The organism is Roseibium sp. RKSG952 (assembly GCF_009711355.1).
Genome location: NZ_SMMF01000935.1, coordinates 30,882 through 49,351, shown reverse-complemented (window position 1 = coordinate 49,351; position 18,470 = coordinate 30,882). Strand labels below are relative to the sequence as shown.

18 protein-coding genes are annotated in these 18,470 nt (G+C 55.7%); 8 read left to right on the top strand and 10 right to left on the bottom strand.

All coding sequences use genetic code 11. The features are described from left to right. On the bottom strand, positions 1 to 315 hold a 315-nt coding region (locus tag E1297_RS26300), incomplete at its 3' end, for a cupin domain-containing protein (RefSeq protein ID WP_196223411.1). Positions 316 to 472: 157 nt separating this feature from the next. Between E1297_RS26300 and E1297_RS26295 the strand changes: the two genes are divergently transcribed. From E1297_RS26295 to E1297_RS26285, 3 genes are all read left to right on the top strand, one after another. Next, on the top strand, positions 473 to 1,468 hold the full coding sequence (locus E1297_RS26295) for a hypothetical protein (RefSeq protein WP_155143500.1): 996 nt from the start codon (positions 473 to 475) through the stop codon (positions 1,466 to 1,468). A gap of 73 nt (positions 1,469 to 1,541) precedes the next feature. Further along, on the top strand, positions 1,542 to 2,834 hold the full coding sequence (locus tag E1297_RS26290) for an O-acetylhomoserine aminocarboxypropyltransferase/cysteine synthase family protein (protein ID WP_155143498.1): 1,293 nt from the start codon (positions 1,542 to 1,544) through the stop codon (positions 2,832 to 2,834). A gap of 4 nt (positions 2,835 to 2,838) precedes the next feature. After that, positions 2,839 to 3,543 (top strand): GNAT family N-acetyltransferase, encoded by a 705-nt coding sequence (locus tag E1297_RS26285; RefSeq protein WP_155143496.1) that lies wholly within the window; start codon positions 2,839 to 2,841, stop codon positions 3,541 to 3,543. Between the two features lie 8 nt (positions 3,544 to 3,551). Here E1297_RS26285 and E1297_RS26280 read toward each other — a convergent pair whose 3' ends face one another. Next, positions 3,552 to 4,247: an SIMPL domain-containing protein gene (locus E1297_RS26280; protein ID WP_155143495.1), complete on the bottom strand. Its 696-nt coding sequence runs from the start codon at positions 4,245 to 4,247 to the stop codon at positions 3,552 to 3,554. 164 nt (positions 4,248 to 4,411) lie between these two features. Here E1297_RS26280 and E1297_RS26275 point away from each other — a divergent pair, with 164 nt between their 5' ends. Both E1297_RS26275 and E1297_RS26270 read left to right on the top strand, forming a co-directional pair. Beyond that, positions 4,412 to 6,430 (top strand): hypothetical protein, encoded by a 2,019-nt coding sequence (locus tag E1297_RS26275; RefSeq protein WP_155143493.1) that lies wholly within the window; start codon positions 4,412 to 4,414, stop codon positions 6,428 to 6,430. Further along, positions 6,423 to 7,061 (top strand): class I SAM-dependent methyltransferase, encoded by a 639-nt coding sequence (locus E1297_RS26270; RefSeq protein ID WP_155143491.1) that lies wholly within the window; start codon positions 6,423 to 6,425, stop codon positions 7,059 to 7,061. The genes E1297_RS26275 and E1297_RS26270 overlap by 8 nt, the downstream gene beginning before the upstream one ends. Here E1297_RS26270 and hppD read toward each other — a convergent pair. Next, positions 7,058 to 8,155, bottom strand: a complete 1,098-nt coding sequence (gene hppD, locus E1297_RS26265; protein WP_155143490.1) for a 4-hydroxyphenylpyruvate dioxygenase — start codon at positions 8,153 to 8,155, stop codon at positions 7,058 to 7,060. The two genes, E1297_RS26270 and hppD, sit on opposite strands and share 4 nt — an antisense overlap. A 146-nt stretch (positions 8,156 to 8,301) precedes the next feature. Between hppD and E1297_RS26260 the strand changes: the two genes are divergently transcribed. After that, entirely contained in the window at positions 8,302 to 8,757 is a 456-nt protein-coding gene (locus E1297_RS26260; protein WP_155143488.1) for an Lrp/AsnC family transcriptional regulator, read from the top strand. Positions 8,758 to 8,776: 19 nt separating this feature from the next. Then, a complete protein-coding gene (locus E1297_RS26255; RefSeq protein ID WP_155143486.1) occupies positions 8,777 to 10,660 on the top strand; it encodes a monovalent cation:proton antiporter-2 (CPA2) family protein in 1,884 nt (627 codons plus the stop codon). Positions 10,661 to 10,691: 31 nt separating this feature from the next. On the opposite strand, the gene cobT is transcribed toward E1297_RS26255, so the two are convergent. Beyond that, the gene (gene cobT, locus E1297_RS26250; RefSeq protein WP_155143484.1) at positions 10,692 to 11,702 is read right to left on the bottom strand and encodes a nicotinate-nucleotide--dimethylbenzimidazole phosphoribosyltransferase; all 1,011 of its coding nucleotides are present in this window, start codon (positions 11,700 to 11,702) and stop codon (positions 10,692 to 10,694) included. Between the two features lie 31 nt (positions 11,703 to 11,733). Between cobT and cobS the strand changes: the two genes are divergently transcribed. Further along, positions 11,734 to 12,546 (top strand): adenosylcobinamide-GDP ribazoletransferase, encoded by an 813-nt coding sequence (gene cobS / locus E1297_RS26245; protein WP_209016009.1) that lies wholly within the window; start codon positions 11,734 to 11,736, stop codon positions 12,544 to 12,546. On the opposite strand, the gene E1297_RS26240 is transcribed toward cobS, so the two are convergent. The 6 genes from E1297_RS26240 to E1297_RS26215 all read right to left on the bottom strand — a co-directional run bounded on the left by E1297_RS26240 (position 12,543) and on the right by E1297_RS26215 (position 18,414). Continuing rightward, complete coding sequence (locus E1297_RS26240; RefSeq protein ID WP_155143482.1) at positions 12,543 to 13,304, bottom strand: ion channel; 762 nt, start codon at positions 13,302 to 13,304, stop codon at positions 12,543 to 12,545. The two genes, cobS and E1297_RS26240, sit on opposite strands and share 4 nt — an antisense overlap. 123 nt (positions 13,305 to 13,427) lie before the next feature. Then, positions 13,428 to 13,940 (bottom strand): CarD family transcriptional regulator, encoded by a 513-nt coding sequence (locus E1297_RS26235; RefSeq protein ID WP_155143480.1) that lies wholly within the window; start codon positions 13,938 to 13,940, stop codon positions 13,428 to 13,430. Positions 13,941 to 14,221: 281 nt separating this feature from the next. Continuing rightward, a complete protein-coding gene (fdxA, locus tag E1297_RS26230) occupies positions 14,222 to 14,560 on the bottom strand; it encodes a ferredoxin FdxA (RefSeq protein WP_155143479.1) in 339 nt (112 codons plus the stop codon). 64 nt (positions 14,561 to 14,624) lie between these two features. Continuing rightward, positions 14,625 to 14,996 carry an RNA-binding S4 domain-containing protein gene (locus E1297_RS26225; protein ID WP_155143477.1) on the bottom strand — a complete coding sequence of 124 codons (372 nt, stop codon included), beginning with the start codon at positions 14,994 to 14,996 and terminating at the stop codon, positions 14,625 to 14,627. A 6-nt stretch (positions 14,997 to 15,002) separates the two neighbouring features. After that, on the bottom strand, positions 15,003 to 17,822 hold the full coding sequence (locus tag E1297_RS26220) for a helicase-related protein (protein WP_368669682.1): 2,820 nt from the start codon (positions 17,820 to 17,822) through the stop codon (positions 15,003 to 15,005). A 22-nt stretch (positions 17,823 to 17,844) separates the two neighbouring features. Next, on the bottom strand, positions 17,845 to 18,414 hold the full coding sequence (locus E1297_RS26215) for a tetratricopeptide repeat protein (protein ID WP_209016008.1): 570 nt from the start codon (positions 18,412 to 18,414) through the stop codon (positions 17,845 to 17,847). Between the last annotated feature and the right edge of the window lie 56 nt (positions 18,415 to 18,470).

The following is an 18,470-nucleotide window of genomic DNA, read 5'->3' as shown; positions in this document are numbered from 1 at the left end:
CAGAATTGTCGCCCCTTCACTTGCAGACGGGGTATGAGAGGTGGTGGGGGGATTGCGGACATAGCTGCCGACGGGGAAATCTCCGGTTTCGTCCTGAAAAACACCATCGAGGACAAGAAACTCTTCTCCCCCATCGTGGGTGTGCGCCGCAAAGGCACTGCCGGGTGCAAACCTTACGATCGTAGTCGCGCGCGCCACTTCATCCCCTATACGATCCAGCATCTTTCGTTCGACGCCTGCAGCCGGTGAAGCGACCCACTCATTGTCGTCGAAATGAACTGCCACTCGTTTGCTGAAATCCGCGTTGACCCGCATGGTCGACCTCCTGATCATTGGCTTGGTTAATACATGTCCCAAAATTTACGATTATCAATCCGTTTCGAAATACGGGTTTTGACGCCCCGAGCAGGTTGCTGTAGTCCCGTTTGAGCAGTTAAGTGCAACAACAAGCACCCAATCGGAAAGCACGTGAATGCAGGCGCAACCCCCGAAGTTTAACATTATTATCGTCGGGCAAAACAACCGACTGCAATATGAGGCAGTCCTGTTTGCGGCCTCATTGCGTTATTCTTCGCCGAACTTCCAAGGCCGGCTGTTTGTCGCCGTTCCACAACTCGGGCCGCGCTGGCATCACGATCCAAGCATCCAGAATCCCGATGTCCTCAAAGCGCTGAAACAACTGGATGCCGAGATACTGCCATTTGAATCGCAGGTATTCGGGGAAAGCTATCCATACGGAAACAAGATCGAAGCTCTCAGCGCGCTTCCCGAAGGCGAGCCATTTGTGTTTTTCGACACCGACACGTTGATCACGGGTGAATTGGCCGACGTACCCTTTGACTTTGATCGCCCTGGTGCGTCTCTGAAGGTCGAGGGGAGCTGGCCCAAGCCGACCCTGTATGGGCCAAGCTATGAGGGCATCTGGAGCGCGTTGTATCGCAGGTTCGGGCTGGATCTGGAAAGCTCGTTGGATACCGATCAGCCCGAGGACTACTGGCGGCGCTATCTGTATTTCAACGCAGGCTATTTCTTCTATAAATGCCCGCGCTTGTTCGGAGAGCGCTTTCTGGAATATGCCCGCGCCATTCGCGATGAGAACATTCCCGAATTGACCGGACAGAACCTAGACCCATGGCTGGATCAGGCTGCATTGCCTATGGTCATCCATTCCTTTGGCGGCGGGCGAGACGCCCTGCCCCCCGGTCTTCTCGATGGATCTGTGAGTTGCCACTATCGGCTATTCCCTTTGCTCTATGCTCGCGAAAGCGATCACGTAATTGATGTACTGGAAACCGTCGCCGCACCGAACAAGATCAAGAAGGTTCTCAAGAACTATGACCCGATGAAGCGGCTGGTGATACAGGGCAAGGGTTCAAAGATCAGAGACATGTTCGATCGCAACAATCTGCCTCAGCGAGAGCAGGTCATCCGAAAGGCGATCAAGGCCAAGGGGCTTTGGCTGCGCTGACGGGATCGTTGTGCGCGGACCAGCAATGCCCTAGAGATTCAGCAACGCGAAGAATCCAACGGGAGATTAAAATATGTCTGATGGCCCCACTTACGGCTTTGATACCCTGCAAATCCACGCCGGTGCCCGCCCTGATCCGGCGACCGGAGCGCGGCAGACACCCATCTATCAGACGACAGCGTATGTCTTCCGTGATGCCGAACACGCAGCCGCGTTGTTCAACCTGCAGGAAGTTGGATACATCTATTCCCGCCTGACCAACCCGACCGTCGCAGTATTGCAGGAACGTGTGGCGACACTTGAAGGGGGCGTTGGTGCGGTCTGTTGTTCCTCAGGTCATGCTGCGCAAATCATGGCCCTGTTCCCGCTGATGGGTCCGGGATGCAATGTGGTCGCCTCGACCCGTCTATACGGGGGCACGGTCACGCAGTTCAGCCAGACCATCAAACGGTTCGGATGGGAAGCCAAGTTCGTGGACACGGACGATCTGGATGCCGTGAAAGCCGCAATTGACGAAAACACGCGTGCGGTGTTCTGCGAATCCATCGCCAACCCGGGCGGGTATGTCACCGACATTCGTTCACTGGCAGATGTGGCCGACGATGCCGGAATTCCGCTGATCGTCGACAACACCTCGGCCACACCATATCTGTGCCGCCCGATCGAACACGGCGCGACATTGGTAGTGCATTCGACCACAAAATACCTGACCGGCAATGGCACCGTTACCGGCGGCTGCATCGTGGATTCGGGCAAGTTCGACTGGTCGGCCAACGACAAGTTCCCATCCCTCAGCGAGCCTGAAACGGCCTATCACGGCCTCAAGTTTCACGAGACCTTTGGCCCGCTTGCATTCACCTTCCATGGTATCGCGATCGGATTGCGCGATCTTGGGATGACCATGAACCCGCAAGCGGCCCATTATACATTGATGGGCATCGAAACTCTAAGCCTGCGGATGGAGCGTCACGTAGAGAATGCTCAGAAAATCGCGGCCTGGCTCGAAGCAGATGATCGTGTCGATTATGTAACCTATGCGGGCCTGCCATCCTCGCCCTATCATGATCGGGTCAAAAAGAATTACCCCAAAGGCGCGGGCGCTTTGTTCACCTTCGCCGTCAAAGGTGGTTACGACTCTTGCGTCAAACTGGTGAACGCGCTCGAAATCTTCAGCCATGTGGCCAATTTGGGTGATGCCCGGTCGCTGATCATTCACTCTGCATCAACGACGCACCGCCAGTTGTCACCGGAACAGCAAGAAGCTGCAGGCGCAGGCCCGAATGTGGTTCGCGTATCGATTGGCATCGAAGATGCAGATGACCTGATCGCCGATCTGGATCAGGCCCTATCCAAAGCCAGCGCCTGATACGATGGCAAAGCACGACACCAACGAACTGGGTCAACCTATCGGGTTGCCGGTATCGGGAGATTTCCCGCGCCCGACGCCACCATATACACCGATGGAAGGCCGGTTCTGCACTGTTGTGCCACTGGACATAAATCGGCATTCGCCCGGACTTTACCGGGCGTTTGCGCAAGACGCTGACGGTCACAATTGGACCTACCTGCCTTATGGGCCATTCGGTACTGAACTTGAGTTTGAAGACTGGGTCCGAGCCAACTGTGCCGATGCTGACCCGATGTTTCATACGGTACTGGATCGAGACGAGACGCCTGTTGGTCTTGCGTCGTTTCTCAGAATTGCACCGGCAGCTGGCTCGATCGAAGTTGGCCACATCCATTTCTCACCCCTCCTCCAACGCACTCCTATGTCGACCGAAACCATGTATCTGATGATGCGCCGGGTTTTTGATGAACTGGGCTATCGTCGGTACGAGTGGAAGTGTGATGCGTTGAATGCCCCGTCTCGCAACGCGGCAGAGCGTTTGGGCTTTACCTTCGAGGGCACATTCCGTCAGGCGACACACTATAAAGGTCGCAACAGAGATACTGCCTGGTATTCGATCATCGATAGTGAATGGCCACGTGTCCGGGATGCGTTCGAAACATGGCTTGAGCCCGACAACTTTGATGCGTCGGGCCAACAACGTCAGTCATTGATGGCCCGCACATAGACGTAAGTTTATTCGGATATCTCGAAGACCATCGAGATATTGACCGAAACCCCAACTTCGCCGCCCGCCACCGGAACTGATCCGGCATCGGCAAAGCTCATTTCGCGCATCTGCATCATTGGGCGCGCACCGCCGCCCTGATCTGTGATCGAAACAACAGACCCCAATGTGATCCCGGCTGCTTGCGCAAGCTGTTCTGCCTTGGCGGTTGCATCGGCCACCGCCTCGGCACGCGCTTTGGCCTCCAACGGTTTCGGCTCCTGCACATCAAAGCTGAGGCCGCCAAAATCGTTGGCACCGTCCCGAATCACGGCATCCATGATCTCACCCAGGTTGCTCAGATCCCGCACCCGGACAAAAACGCGATTGGACGCGACAAACCCAGAGATTTTCGGGGCCTCACCGTCTGGATTGTGACGCCCTGCCCAAACCGGCGACAATGACAGATCACGGGTTTGCACATCGCGCGCCTCGATCCCCATGTCATTCAGCCGTGCCAAAATCTGAGCGACTGCGTCAGACGTCGCCTTCATTGCATCAGATGCCTGCGCATTTTCATTCGTCACGCCCAGGGTGATGGTCGCCATATCTGGTTCCGCCAACGCAGTTCCCGTTCCGCTAACGGTGATGCGACGTTCTTCCGCATGCGCCATCCCAACCGAGGTCGCCGCCATCATCGCGGCCAGAAAAGCAAGTGTCTTCAAGGTGATCCCTCCTTTTGCCTTATCCTATACATGGGTTGGCAAGCCTTTGCCGGACAAGGGGAGATTTTGCCTTTTCCTTTCCCTCGGCGGGTTCCTGCTTTAATCTCAGAGGGCAGACGCAAGCGCGTTTGCGCGAATTCTGACAAATATGGTTCTGCCAGATTATGAAACCCGCCTTCGCGCTGTCTTTTGATGATACCGGGATTACCTTACACCATCACTCGGATGGCGAATGGTTTTGTGTGGGAACTGTTCCGGTTGATGCACCTGATCTGAATGACCGCATGCAGGCGCTGCGCGAACAGGGATTCGCACTGGAAAATGACCTGAGCTGCAAAGTGGTCATTCCTTCAGATCAGGTAAAGTATCTCACCTTGGATGCTGAGGGCTTAGGCCCTGAAGATCTGGATCAGAAGGTGGCAAAAACCCTGACGTCCGAAACACCATATTCGCTGGCTGAATTGGAGTTTGCGACACAGCAGCAGGGAGACTCGGTCCGGATTGCGACGGTGGCCAAGGAAACAATCGAAGAAGCCCGTTCCTTCGCGATGGGTCATGGATTTATCCCAACAACCTTCACCGCCAACGACCTGGAATCGAAAGAGGATTCCATATCAGAGTATCTGCTTTCTGATGCTGCAAGGCTGACGGAGGCAAGCGCGGAATCAATCGAGTCGGAAACCTCACCCGAACCAACTGAAACCGTGCCGGTCATTCCGTCCGAACCGACCGAAACCACAAAAGCATCGCCTGTGTTGGAAGTCGAAAGCACTGATTCAGAAGATCCGGCTGCCCCAACTGCTCACCCAATCGTAGGAACTGCCGACCCAGACGTGTTTCGATCGCCAGAGATTACTTCTGATGTTCCTGCATCTGCCGGGACATCAACCAAACGTCCAAAGCACCTGATCCCTTTGGCCGCTGCTGTCGTCGCAGTTGGTGTGGCCGTAGGCGCATGGACTTTGACAGGCTCCGAAGGCGACGAAACAGTAGCGATTTCGGATTTATCGCAGGAAGAGACGCCTCAGGAAACGGTCGTCACAACCACCGAGCCCCAAGAAATCACTTCACCCCCCGTCCCCGAACCTGAAACGCAAATCGCTCTGCCGACGGAAACAGAGCCAGAAAACGTCGCACCCGATGAAGAGCTGGAACTGACCGCGACTGACACTGCGATTCTGGAAGCCTTGAATATCGAACCTCAACCGGTCGAACAGGTCGCTCGGGATCCCGAGAGTGAAGAGGTCTTTTATGAAGTCACCGGGTTGGCTCCTACATCTCCGCAAGCACCAGCTGCGCCATCGCTGGAGCAACCCGAAGAGCTTTACCTTGCCTCGATTGATCGTTCGGACCTGTCCCAGGACGCTGTCGCCCTGCCTCCGGTTGAAAGCTTTGATACCGATCTTCCGTTCGAGCAAGCCGGGCAATCTAGCGTCGCAGGTACCCGTTTCGAATTTGACGATCGGGGCTTGGTGATACCTACGGCCGAGGGCACGCTGAACCCGGATGGCATCGTTGTGTATCTTGGTCGCCCTTCCAAAGTCCCGCCAGAAGTACCGGTGCGTTTCGAGACCGATCCTGACGTGATCGAAGAAGTCGACGTTTTGGCAGACACACGTCCCCGGGCCCGCCCTGGTGATTTGATTGAGCAATTTGAGCGGCAGCAACTTGGTGGGCGGTCTCTCGAAGAACTGGCCGTGCTACGCCCCAAGTTACGCCCCAAATCACTGCAAGATACGCCAAAGGTTGACCATACCCCAACAGCCTTGGCCGTTGTAAGAGTCCCTCGACCTAAGATCCGACCAGCCTCAATCGCAGTGATTGCCTCTTGGAAAGCAAACATAGGTACAGCCCCGTTGGGTTCGACGGCTGCTGTTGCACAATCGAGTGAAGAAGCTGGAACATTTCAACCGAAATCCGTTGCACCCAAAATTCCGACAACAGCCTCGGTTGCCCGACAGGCGACGTTGGATAACGCGCTTAACCTGCGAAAACTCAACCTGATCGGGGTGTATGGCACACCTGCAAATCGACGCGCATTGGTCCGGCTTCCCAGTGGGCGCTACAAAAAGCTGAAAGTTGGGGACCGGGTCGATGGTGGCAAAGTAATCGCCATCGGTGACAGCGAACTGCGCTACCAGAAACGCGGGCGTAATGTGACGTTGAAAATGCCCCGTGGCTGATTTCGCGGATCAGATCATCCATGGTTACGAGGTCGAAGCGCCTTACCTGATTGAGGCTTATGGGCAGCTATGTCCCGAAGATGTTCTGGCACCAGTCGCTGAGTTTCTACCTGACACAGGCAAAGTGCTTGATGTCGGCGCGGGTATCGGCACAAACGCCGTATGGCTGGCTTCGCGCGGATGTCAGGTGGCAGCGGTAGAACCTGCCAAGACATTCCGGGATCATGGGCAAAACGGCTATCCGAGCAAGAACGTGTTATGGCACGATGGCCGACTGCCGACGCTTAGTGGCATAGGTTTCAGCAAAGGGTACTTCGATACCGTACTTGCCATCGGGGTACTTCATCATTTGGTACCTACCGATCAAGCAGTTGCCATCGAAACGCTCGCAAGCCTACTGAAACCATCCGGACGCATGATCCTGTCTCTTCGACATGGTCCCTGCCCTGCATCTCGTCCCGGGTTCTCAGTATCGGCGGATCTGATCACGGAAGTAGCGGTGCAAAGCGGCTTTGACGTACGCCATCGGTCTGAGACTGAATCTATCCAGTCGGCAAACCGGCGCGCCGGGGTCACTTGGACCTGGCTGGTGTTGGACGCGCCGGAGTTTGATTTGAAGGCAGGCTGTTAAGCAGCCGAGATTTCACCCGATTCAATCTGCTCGCGCTCGATGGATTCGAAAAGGGCTTTGAAGTTACCTTCACCGAAACCGTCATCGCCCTTGCGCTGGATGAATTCAAAGAAGATCGGACCAATCACGGTCTTCGAAAAGATCTGGAGCAGAATCTTGGTCTCGCCTCCATCAACGACACCTTCGCCATCGATCAGGATACCGTGCTTCATCATGCGGTCTTTGGGTTCGTCATGACCCGAAACCCGGTCGAACGACATGTCATAGTAGGCTTCGTTCGGACCGGGCATGAACTTCAGACCCTTCTCCGCAATCGCATCGGTGGATTCATAGATATCGTCGCTACCAACCGCGATATGCTGAATGCCCTCGCCGTTGTACTTTTTGAGATACGACACGATTTGCCCGGTTTCACCCCGATCCTCATTAATTGGAATTCGGATACGACCACACGGCGAGGTCAAGGCACGGCTGTATAGACCCGTGAATTTGCCCTGAATGTCAAAGAACCGGATTTCGCGGAAGTTGAACAGATCGCCATAGAAACGGAACCACTTGTCCATGTTTCCTTTGTAGACGTTATGGGTCAGGTGATCGAGATAGTAGAAACCGTCCCCGCGTGGCTTGGATTGCTTGAGCCACTCGAATTCCTGATTGTAGGGTGACGTTTCATAATACTGATCGATGAAGTAGATCAGCGAACCACCGATACCTTTGATCGCTGGAACATGGATGGTCTTATCCGCGCCATCATATGGTTCCGCCCCTTTTGAAATTGCGTGCTCATAAGCCTTTTGGGCGTCGACAACTCGCCAGCCCATCGCCGGGGCGCAAGGACCATGCTCTGCGACGAACTTTGCGGCAAAGCTCTCGGGGTCGGCATTCAGGATGTAAGTCACATCACCCTGCTGCCAAAGCTCAACGGCTGGCTTATCCTTGTGATGCGCAACCAGTTCGAATCCCATCTTTGCAAACAGGTCACGCAGTTCCTGCGGTTCCGGGTGCGCGAACTCGACAAATTCAAAGCCATCGGTGCCGGCTGGGTTTTCTTCACTGATCGTTGATTTCGGGGCGTTATGCGGGAAAGGACCCATGGCGCGTCTCCTCCAAAACAGGAATTTCTTTGCTGATTCAAAAATACGCTTTAACTGGTGCTGTTTCTGCGCATTGTTTTCGTGTAAACTATGTTTGCGCGCGCGATTGCCGCACGCTTTGATCGAAAACCGGGAATTCTCCGCATATGCTGGATGCCACCGATACACGTCTGCTGTCAGCACTTCAAAAAGACGCTCACCTGACGGCACATCAATTGGGCGAATTACTGAATCTCTCGCCCAGTCAGGCGGGCCGCCGAAGACAAAGGCTTGAGGCCGATGGTTACATCACTGGATATGCCGCCCGTCTGGACCCACTCAAGCTGGGCTTGCAGGTTCAGGGCTTCATTCAGGTACACCTCGGCACGCATGGCCCTGACCAATCCGCAAGCTTTGCCCGCATGGTCGACAGCCGCAGCGAGATTACGAGCGCCTGGACGATGACAGGTGAGGCAGATTATCTGCTGCACGTCTACTGCGACGACCTTTCCGCCCTCAACCGCTTGCTTCATGAGGTGATCCTACCGCATCCTGCAGTGGCGCGTGTGCAAAGCCAGATCGTCATGGACCAACTCAAGCGCGACGCCCCGTTGCCGACCTGAAAATCAAGAAAGAACCACTATGGAAGAATTCCTCTACCAAGCCACGATTTACCTGGCAGCGGCAGTCATAGCCGTACCTTTGTCGGCGCGCTTGGGATTGGGGTCCGTGCTGGGGTATCTGGCGGCGGGTATCGCGATTGGACCTATTCTTGGCTTGGTAGGCGCAGAAACCGAAAGCCTGCAGCATGTTGCTGAATTCGGCGTCGTCATGATGCTGTTCCTGATTGGTCTGGAGCTTGAACCGCGCGCCTTATGGGACATGCGTGACAAGTTGTTGGGCTTGGGCGGGCTGCAGGTGGCTATGTCTACCATCGTGATCGCAGCCGTTGCGATCTATACCGGACAACCCTGGTCTGTTGCGTTGGCGGTAGGCTTAACTCTCTCACTCTCATCAACTGCAATCGTTCTTCAAACCCTTTCAGAAAAGGGTCTGATGCAAACAAACGGCGGTCGAGCAACCTTTTCAGTGCTGCTGACACAGGACATTGCGGTCATTCCGATCCTTGCATTTCTGCCATTGCTGGCGCTGCCTGCCAGCATTCATATCGAGGATGATGGCTCGATCGACCGCGGTGGCGATGCGGCGCATGGCGCAGACGCACATCACGCCCTTTCGCTGGTCGAAGGCCTGCCCGGGTGGGCCGTTACTTTGGTCACGATCGGTGCCGTCGCTTTTGTTGTGCTTGCTGGCATCTATCTGACCCGCCCCCTTTTTCGTTTCATCCACGCCACCCACCTGCGCGAAATGTATACCGCACTCGCTCTGGTAATCGTGGTCGGCATCTCGTTCCTGATGACCCTGGTGGGGCTCTCACCGGCTTTGGGCGCTTTCTTGGCGGGTGTCGTTCTGGCGAGCTCTGAATTCCGGCACGAAATGGAGAGTGACCTTGAGCCGTTCAAAGGCCTGCTGCTCGGGTTATTTTTCATTACCGTCGGGGCCGGTATCGACGTCGGTTACTTCTTTGCCGACCCGTTCGACCTGATCGGTTTGGCCTTGTTGGTCATTCTGGCCAAGGGCATCATCCTGTTCATCGTTGGCCGTGCGTTCAAGCTGCGAGGGCGGGATCATTGGCTCTTTACGCTTGGGCTTGCGCAGGCTGGTGAATTTGGATTTGTGCTGCTCGCCTTCTCGACACAACAGAATGTCATTCCGCCCGGACTGTCACAAAAGCTGCTGATGATCATCGCACTGACAATGCTGATCACGCCTCTGCTGTTCATCATCTACGATATGGTTTCTCGTTATATCGGAGACAGCAGCCCTAAGGTCGAGGCAGACACTATCGACGAAAAGGGACCCGTGATCATCGCAGGTATTGGTCGTTTCGGTCAGATCGTAAACCGGCTGGTACAGGCGAGTGGCTTCAAAACCGTTGTTCTCGACCACAACATCGAGACGATCCAGTTGATGCGGCGTTTTGGGGTCAAAGGGTTTCTGGGCGATCCCACCCGCCCAGAACTATTGCGCGCAGCAGGCATTGAAAAGGCTGCGGTACTGGTTGCAGCGATGGATGATCGCAAGCAGGTCACCCGCCTTGTCGGCTATGCGCGGCGCCAACGACCCGATCTGCATATCGTAGCGCGGGCACATGATCGTAACCACGTCTATGAACTGTATCAGGCCGGCGCGAATGACATTGTTCGCGAGATGTTTGACAGCTCATTGCGTGCGGGGCGCTATGTTCTCGAGAATATTGGTCTCAGTGAATACGAAGCCGCTCAGGCCGAGCAGACCTTCTACCATCATGACCGGAAATCGATCCGTGATCTGGCGGAACTATGGATTCCCGGAATGCCTACGGCTGAGAACAAGAAGTACATTGAGCGCGCCCAGAAACTTGAAAAGGATCTGGAAACCGCGTTGCTGGAGCTGGCCGAAGAACACGCCAAAAAGTCTGCCTGACCCAAGGCGTTCCTTGGATCAGAACTGGCGTTTATCCGTCTGAAACACCTGCTTCAGCAAACGTTGCCATGCCTGAATGGCAGGCGACCGCGCTTTTGACGATGTTGATGGCCAAGGCTCCACCCGATCCTTCGCCCAGACGCAAACCAAGGCTCAGAAGGGGTTCCTTACCTAGTTTGGCCAATACTGCACCATGGGCGCCCTCGGCGCTCTGATGACCTGCTACAGTGTGATTCAGAGCGTTGTCTGAAACCTGCGCCAAACACGCCGCAGCCGCAGAACATATGAAGCCATCAAGAACAACAGGGATACGCAACACGCGTGCCGCAGCAATTGCTCCTGCCATGGCTGCAATCTCGCGCCCGCCAAGACAGCGAAGAACTTCCAGCCCATCAGAGCTGCCATGCAGCGCCACACCTTCGGCCACAACACGCGTCTTATTGGCAAGACCTGCATCATCGACACCAGTACCACGCCCGGTCCAATCAGCAGCATCACCGCCGAACAACGCACACGCGATTGCCGCTGCGGGGGTGGTATTGCCGATGCCCATTTCACCAACGACCAGAAGATCCGCCCCGGCATCCACGGCGTTCCAGCCGGTTCGCAGCGCTTCGAGCAACTCCTGCTCGCTCATCGCCGCTTCTTTGGTGAAATCAGCAGTCGGGCGATCCAGTTCAAGCGCATGCACATCCATCTTGGCACCTGCGGCTTTCGCAAGTTGATTGATCGCCGCACCACCGTGCTGGAAGTTCATGACCATCTGCACTGTCACTTCTGACGGAAACGCAGACACCCCTTGCGCCGTCACTCCGTGGTTTCCTGCAAACACGATGACTTGTGGCGACGAGATCTGCGGCCGGGCATCCCCACGCCAGCCTGCATACCAGATCGCCAGATCCTCAAGCCTGCCCAATGCTCCGGGCGGCTTGGTCAATTGACCATTACGGTCTATTGCGCCCTGCAGGGCGGACTCGTAAGGTCCAGGCGCCCCTTTCAGGGCTTCCCGGAACGTATTCAGATCATTCAGTTCGGGCAGCATTCAAAGCCTCGTTGCATCAGAGTGGTCCTGCGTGTTTAACCGAAGCAAGCAAACCGACAAGACCCTGAAAGGCCTGGGAGTGCACAAAAACGACACCACCCCGTTTTCCGCGTGGGATATTCCGCTGGCGCTGGTTCTGCTGACGCGCTTGCCGCTGCCACGTTTGCCTGAGCAGGTTTTTACCCGTCAGGCACAAGCGGCATGGGCCTTTCCCCTAAGCGGCCTGTTCGTTGGTTTGATTGCCTGCGCCATCGGCTGGTTGGCGATGGCCTTGAACCTACCTGTTCTGGCATGCGCGACCTTATTGGTCGCAGTACTGGTTGCCACGACCGGGGCCATGCATGAAGACGGGCTGGCGGATACCTTCGACGGGTTATGGGGCGGTTTCGCCGCCGAACGCCGTCTTGAGATCATGAAAGACAGCCATATTGGTACGTATGGCGTGCTGGCGTTGGGTATCGCGCAATTGCTGCGTATATCAGCGGTCATGGTTTTGCTGAGTAATGGCGCTTTGACCGGCATACTGGCAGCTTGCGTTGTTTCCCGCGCCTCGATGCCCCTGCTGATGAGCGCATTGCCAAACGCCCGGAAATCGGGACTGAGTCACAGCGTGGGCGCGCCCTCATCCCTTGCCGTTGTTTCTGGGTTGGGGATAGCCGTAATTCTGGCATTGTTGCTAATTGGAACACTCGCATTGTTGCCTGCCCTATGCGCGTTCTTGGCAGCCGGTATTCTGGCAGTCATCGCTAAGGTTAAGATTGGCGGTCAGACTGGCGATATTCTCGGCGCATCCCAGCAGGTTAGTGAAATCACGTTTCTGCTTGCCCTGGCAGCACTGATCTAAGCCGCCCCGCCGGTTTCAATACGCAAGGTCTCGCCACAGTGTTTGCAATGCACGGCATCCGGATCATGCCGGTAAAGCCCGCAGCTGGGGCATTTGTGACGAACCTTTTGAGGCATGAATATTGCCTGCGCGAGGCGTACGAATAGCGCAACGCCGACCACCATGATGAACACCGAGAACAGTTTACCCCCCGGGCTGGGCAGCGTGATGTCCCCGAACCCTGTTGTCGTCAGCGTCGCCATCGTAAAATACAGGGCGTCGATATAAGGCGTCTTGCTATCTTCCGGAATGAAAAACACCAGCACTGCTGTTGAAGTAGAAAATACAAAAACGAGCAGGTTTATCGCAGCTATCACAGCGTCTTCGTGAGTTCTGAAAAAACTGCTGTCCCTCCGAAGATCTCTGAGCAGATGATAGGAATGGATCAGCCGCAGGGCACGCAATATCCTGAGGAACGCCAAGCTTCCAGTAAGGAACGGGTCCAGGATCAGGGAAACAATTACCACGATGTCAGCAAGCGTATAAATCTGCCGCAACAGTTTCCATCTGTCTTTGGCGATCCACATTCTTGCAGAAAAATCCAAGAGGATTACCAGCCCTACAGCCCAACTTGCTGCGATCAAGCCAGGGCCGTGCGGCACATGCGCGGTTGCAACAAAGAATACGATCGTCGCTGCGTCAAACAGGATCAGAAGGTATCGGAACCGGATCGAGATCGGTTCCTTACCTATGTACAGGAATTTGACCGTTTGCTTCATCCAAGATCCGATTTCGGCTTCACCTTTCTGGAAAATAACGAAAAACCGTTTTCAGACCAAGCGACACGGTACAAAAAAGGCCGCCCCAAAACTGGAGCGGCCTCAAACTAAAGTGCAGCGATATCAGGCGGCAGCGCGCGACATCAGTACTTCGTCGACCTGCTTGGCAGCAGAGATTTCGTCGGCGCCGGAAACGGCAGCCACTTCACGCGTCAAACGCTCCAGAGCGGCTTCGTACAACTGGCGCTCGGAATAGCTCTGTTCGCGCTGGTCATCGGTGCGGTGCAGATCACGGACCACTTCGGCAATCGAGATCAGATCGCCCGAGTTGATCTTCTGCTCATATTCCTGAGCACGACGCGACCACATTGCGCGTTTGACCTTGGCCTTGCCCTTGAGCGTTTTCATCGCCTGGCTGATCACATCCGGTGAGCTCAGCGAGCGAAGGCCGGATTCGGTCACCTTGTTGGTCGGTACGCGCAACGTCATCTTGTCTTTCTCAAAAGAGATGACGAATAGCTCAAGCGAGAATCCCGCAACTTCTTGTTCTTCGATCGAGATGATCTGACCCACGCCATGTGCGGGGTAGACAACATAGTCGTTCGGGCGGAACTCAAGCTTTTTCGACTTTGTCATTCACGTGTATCCTTGGTTGAAGAGCGGGACAGAGGCGACAAAAAACCACAAGCGGGACCGGTCAGGCCCCGTCAGGCGGCTATATTGTCAAAAATTTAGAACCCCAAAGCGAGCATACTTACGGAGCGCATCCCATCTCGGTCATCATGTAAGAGTTAAGTATATCACAAAAAAGCGACACCCGAAAGGTTACGCACCGGCACTTTTAGACAATCGCCACGTTTCCAACGGGTTACAGCACAATCGTGCCAGATTTAGGTCAATTTGACCTGGCGAATCGCTCAGCCGCCCTCGCCCGGCGCTTCGGAGAAGTACTTCTCCATCTTACCTTCTTCGCCATCACGTTCCTCAGCTTCTGGCAGAGGATCCTTTTTGGTAACGATGACAGGCCACTGTTCAGCGAATTTGCGGTTGAACTCGACCCACGTTTCCATCCCAGGCTCGGTATCGGGACGGATCGCATCTGCCGGGCATTCCGGTTCGCATACTCCGCAATCAATGCATTCATCGGGATGAATGACCAGTGTGTTTTCACCTTCGTAGAAACAGTCCACCGGGCAAACTTCGACGCAGTCGGTGTATTTGCAGGCGATGCAGTTTTCGGTGACAACATAAGTCATGGTTATTTCCAGTTTGCGGTTTGGCGTTTAGCTAATCCAGTATGACCCTGTCTTCAAGATAGGATCAGCCTTCCTGGGTGCGAGAAAGATCAAGTGCCCGCCGATCTTTCTTGGTTGGACGACCTTTTCCCTCAAACCCCGGATTCTTGGGCGGCGTGTCCTTCTTTTCCGTCATATCGAAGTACAACGTTTGCGCTTCGGGCGCTGGACCTCGTCGTTCCCCTAGTTTTTCGACGCGCACGACCCGGACGATGCGTCCTTGCGGAAAGGTCAGAACGTCGCCGGGCGCCACAGCCTGAGCTGGCTTCAGCACCCGGTTTCCGTTTACACGCACATGACCGCTGCTAACCTGTTTGGCAGCCAGGCTGCGGGTCTTGAAGAACCGCGCCTGCCACAACCATTTGTCAATTCGCAGCTTGGCCTGTGCTTCGGCCATAGTAGGTTAGTTTCCTTCTTTCAAACCCATAAGCGCCGCGGCGAAGGGGTTGTCAGGGTCGATAGCCTTTTCCTTTTTGGGAGGCCGCGACGAGAAAGTCTTGGCGCCTTGAGGCTTACCACCCTTCTTGCCCTGCGGTTTACCACGCCCTTCCTGAGGTTTGCCGCGCGGTTTGCCTTTGCCCTGCCGCGGTTCGCGGCGCGGACCACGGTTGGCCTGACGCTGACGGCCCCAGGTAAAGGTGTAGAACACTTCGACCTCAGGCTCATCGGATGCGGGAGCCTCAGCTGGAGCTTCGACGCTTTCGGTAGTCTCGGCTAGTACCTCAGCGGGTGAAACGACTTCATCGCTCACGGATTCAGCTGCCGGTGTTTCCGCGACTGCGGGTTGCTCCGCAGCTTCGTCTGCAGCGGGTTCGGTTGTCGCGGCCACTTCAGCCGGTACCGCTCTGGCCTTCTCACGCTCGCCCCGTTCGGCCTTGTAGCCAAGCCCCTGCATCAGGTCAGCGAACTGCTCCAAAGTCATACCAGTGATGGACAGCATGTCGGGCTTGGCTTCGAACCCACCCCGGCTGTCTTCGGCGCGCAGCATGTCTGCCAGGCGTTCCAGCATGTCGATACGGATCGAACGTTCTCCCGCATCGCGGTAGCCGCACATTGTGTCGTAACCCTCGGGCGCACCTTTGGCGACCGGCACTGTGACCAGACCCGGAGGCGGTGCTTCGGGGAACTCCTGCAAACCGCCAGCCAGCGCCCACAGCACCAAACGCAGGCGTGTCGGAGCGGGTTTCAGCAGCAGCGGCATGAAGATCGTGAATTGTCCAAACCGAATGCCATGCTTGCGCAGCGCACCGCGGGCATCCTGATCCAGATCTTTGACCTCTTGCGCGACACCTGCACGCGGCAGCACGCCCAGCGCCTCGACCATTCGGAATGCAAATCCCTTGGCCAGACCGCTCAGCTCCTCATCTCGCGACAGGTTCAACAGCGGCTCAAAAAGTGCGGCGATCTTGCGATCGATGAAATGTTGCAGGCGCCGCTGAACCTTCTGTTCAACTTCCGGGCCCGCAGCCTCATCCACAAATACTTCAACCACGGGCTTGAGCGGTTCGGCACCAGCAACCAGTTTCCCGACTGCGTATTCGCCCCACATCAGGCCGCCCTGATCAGTGAAATCAATTTCGGTATCGGGTGCATTGTAGAAGCGATCGGCACGCAGATGGAATTGCGGCGCGAGTGCTTGCAGGGACGCCGATTTGAGCGCTTTCGCCTCGGTTCCTTGCGCGCTTTTGTCCGGACTAAACCGGAACCCTTCCAGACGACCGACGAATTCACCTTCGACGGTCACTTCACCCTTGTCATTTACTTCGGCCAAAAGGGCCTCCTTCTGTTTGAGCCGGCGCAACAAAACGGACGTGCGCCGGTCCACAAATCTTTGAGTCAAACGTTCGTGAAGAGCGTCTGACAGCCTGTCTTCTACAGTGCGCGTTTCATCACGCCAATGAGATTCGTCACGCACCCAACCATTTCGTTGCGCAACATATGTCCAGGTGCGAATATATGCCAACCTTTTAGACAAAGCATCGATATCTCCGTCGGTTCTGTCGATTCGGCGGATTTGCCGCGCCATGAAATCATCGGGAATCGAGCCACGTTCGTGCAGGTGCCCATAGATCACCTCGAGCAAACCGGCGTGTTCGGCATGGCTGATGCCGCGAAAATCGGGGATTCGGCACACATCCCACAGCAAACGGATCGATGGGCCATCGCTGGCACGCGCAGCGACCTCGGTTATCTGCGACAGCGATTTAAGCGCATTCAGGTCATCAGCGGGCCGCGCTTTGATCAAATGTTCATCATTCGGACTGATCTCAAGCGAGTCGATCAACGCATCGATCGAACCAAATCGCAAAGCGGCATTCCGCCAGTTCAGCTTTTTCATCGGCGTGAACCGGCTGTCCATGATGGCCTGTGCAACACCTTCATCCAACGGAGGTGCCTCGCCCGTCACGCCAAAGGTACCATCAGACATGCCGCGCCCTGCCCGACCGGCGATTTGTGCCAACTCATTCGGGGCAAGCGGACGCATCCGTCGTCCGTCGAACTTGGTTAGGGACGAGAACGCCACATGATTCACATCGAGGTTAAGACCCATCCCGATGGCATCGGTGGCAACAAGATAGTCGACCTCGCCATTCTGATAGAGATCAACCTGTGCGTTCCGCGTCCGCGGGCTAAGCGCCCCCATGACGACTGCCGCCCCGCCCTTTTGGCGACGCAGCAATTCAGCGATGGCATATACGTTTTCCACGGAGAAACCGACAATCGCGCTGCGCGGTGGCATTCGGCTGATCTTTTTTGAACCGGCATAAACCAACTGAGACATGCGTTCGCGGCGAACAAACTGTGCCTCAGGCACCAGTGCTGCGATTGGGCCGCGCATCGTGTCAGACCCCAAAAACAGCGTCTCGTTTGTGCCGCGTGCACGCAACAGGCGGTCAGTAAAGACATGGCCGCGTTCAGGATCGGTACATAGCTGGATTTCGTCGATAGCTACAAAATCAGCGCCCATACCCTCGGGCATCGCTTCGACGGTACACACCCAATATTGGGTGCGAGGTGGAACGATCCGCTCTTCGCCCGTAACCAAAGCGACGACAGACGGCCCTCGGATGGCAACAATCTTGTCATACACCTCGCGCGCCAAAAGACGCAGCGGCAGGCCGATCACACCTGTTCGGTGCCCCAGCATCCGCTCAATCGCGTAATGGGTTTTACCTGTGTTTGTCGGGCCGAGAACGGCCACGATTCGGGATGACCCGTTCACCTTTGCCCCCTGCCCCGGACCTTTAGAGTGCTTTGCCTTCGATCTGAGGCTTCAGCCGATTCACGGCATTGGTTACTTCTTCGTGATGAGGATGTATAGACAATGCACGCGAATAGGCTTCGTACGCCTCTTCAGGCTGGCCGATCACTTCGAAAATCAAACCGAGGCCATAGATAGCTTCATAATTATTGGGGTTTAGCGTCAGAGCGTACTCAAGATCAGCAACGGCCATGCCGAACCGCTCCAAACCAAAGAATGCTGATGCCCTAACATGCCAACCTTCGGCAAACTCAGGGGCGTGGTCGGTAAGCGCGGTCAGATGGTCAAGCGCGGCGTCAATATCCCCATCATTCAGCGCCTCACGCCCTCTTTCCAGTAACAGATCCGCCGATGCGGAACCGGATTGCGACCATAGGGCCTGTAACTGCCGGTCAATGCTGATAGCCTGTTCGGGCGTGGCTTGTGAGAGTTGTTCCAACAGCGCGGTCTCGTCCCGCGAATCCGCCTGTTGCGCGAAACAACTGGTGGAAAACGTGACTATGACGGCAAGTGCCGCAACGGTACCTTTGAGATTGGAGATTGCAATGCTCATAACAATGTTCAGTGTAGCGTTGCGACCGGGGATGTCCATTCACGGCGCACAAACAA

What these genes read in the sequence shown, in the direction of transcription:
- E1297_RS26215 (WP_209016008.1), bottom strand. Translation starts at nt 18,414, where the DNA reads ATGAGCATTGCAATCTCCAATCTCAAAGGTACCGTTGCGGCACTTGCC.
- cobT (WP_155143484.1), bottom strand. Translation starts at nt 11,702, where the DNA reads ATGCTGCCCGAACTGAATGATCTGAATACGTTCCGGGAAGCCCTGAAA.
- E1297_RS26260 (WP_155143488.1), top strand. Translation starts at nt 8,302, where the DNA reads ATGCTGGATGCCACCGATACACGTCTGCTGTCAGCACTTCAAAAAGAC.
- fdxA (WP_155143479.1), bottom strand. Translation starts at nt 14,560, where the DNA reads ATGACTTATGTTGTCACCGAAAACTGCATCGCCTGCAAATACACCGAC.
- hppD (WP_155143490.1), bottom strand. Translation starts at nt 8,155, where the DNA reads ATGGGTCCTTTCCCGCATAACGCCCCGAAATCAACGATCAGTGAAGAA.
- E1297_RS26285 (WP_155143496.1), top strand. Translation starts at nt 2,839, where the DNA reads ATGGCAAAGCACGACACCAACGAACTGGGTCAACCTATCGGGTTGCCG.
- E1297_RS26240 (WP_155143482.1), bottom strand. Translation starts at nt 13,304, where the DNA reads ATGAAGCAAACGGTCAAATTCCTGTACATAGGTAAGGAACCGATCTCG.
- E1297_RS26225 (WP_155143477.1), bottom strand. Translation starts at nt 14,996, where the DNA reads ATGGCCGAAGCACAGGCCAAGCTGCGAATTGACAAATGGTTGTGGCAG.
- E1297_RS26255 (WP_155143486.1), top strand. Translation starts at nt 8,777, where the DNA reads ATGGAAGAATTCCTCTACCAAGCCACGATTTACCTGGCAGCGGCAGTC.
- E1297_RS26290 (WP_155143498.1), top strand. Translation starts at nt 1,542, where the DNA reads ATGTCTGATGGCCCCACTTACGGCTTTGATACCCTGCAAATCCACGCC.
- E1297_RS26275 (WP_155143493.1), top strand. Translation starts at nt 4,412, where the DNA reads ATGAAACCCGCCTTCGCGCTGTCTTTTGATGATACCGGGATTACCTTA.
- E1297_RS26295 (WP_155143500.1), top strand. Translation starts at nt 473, where the DNA reads ATGCAGGCGCAACCCCCGAAGTTTAACATTATTATCGTCGGGCAAAAC.
- E1297_RS26235 (WP_155143480.1), bottom strand. Translation starts at nt 13,940, where the DNA reads ATGACAAAGTCGAAAAAGCTTGAGTTCCGCCCGAACGACTATGTTGTC.